Below are 307 nucleotides of genomic sequence, written 5' to 3'. Positions count from 1 at the left end.
AACCAGGATCACCATCCAGAACAGGTTGGGGATGCCGACGAAGGAATTGCGGGAGAATTCCTGGAAGGCGTCGTTGTTGATCGAGATCGAATTGCCGTTGGTCATCAACAGGCCGATGCCGCGCAGCGAGGTCAGCGTGGCCAGCGTGATGATGAAGGGCGGCAGGCCCATCTTGACGATGCCGAAGCCATGGAACAGGCCGATGGCGACGCCGGTCAGCAAGGTGATCAGCACCGCCGCCCAGATCGGCCAGCCGGCATTGATCAGAAGCGCGACGATGACGGTGGTGAAGCCGACGACGGCGCCG

At 61.9% G+C, this 307-nt stretch carries 1 pseudogene; it reads right to left on the bottom strand.

What is annotated here, in order from left to right:
* Positions 1 to 307: pseudogene (locus EN851_RS35305) on the bottom strand (ABC transporter permease); the annotation flags it as partial.

The sequence above is a fragment of the Mesorhizobium sp. M8A.F.Ca.ET.208.01.1.1 genome (assembly GCF_004791315.1).
GTDB lineage: Bacteria > Pseudomonadota > Alphaproteobacteria > Rhizobiales > Rhizobiaceae > Mesorhizobium.
This window is presented reverse-complemented; position numbering and strand designations above follow the sequence as displayed.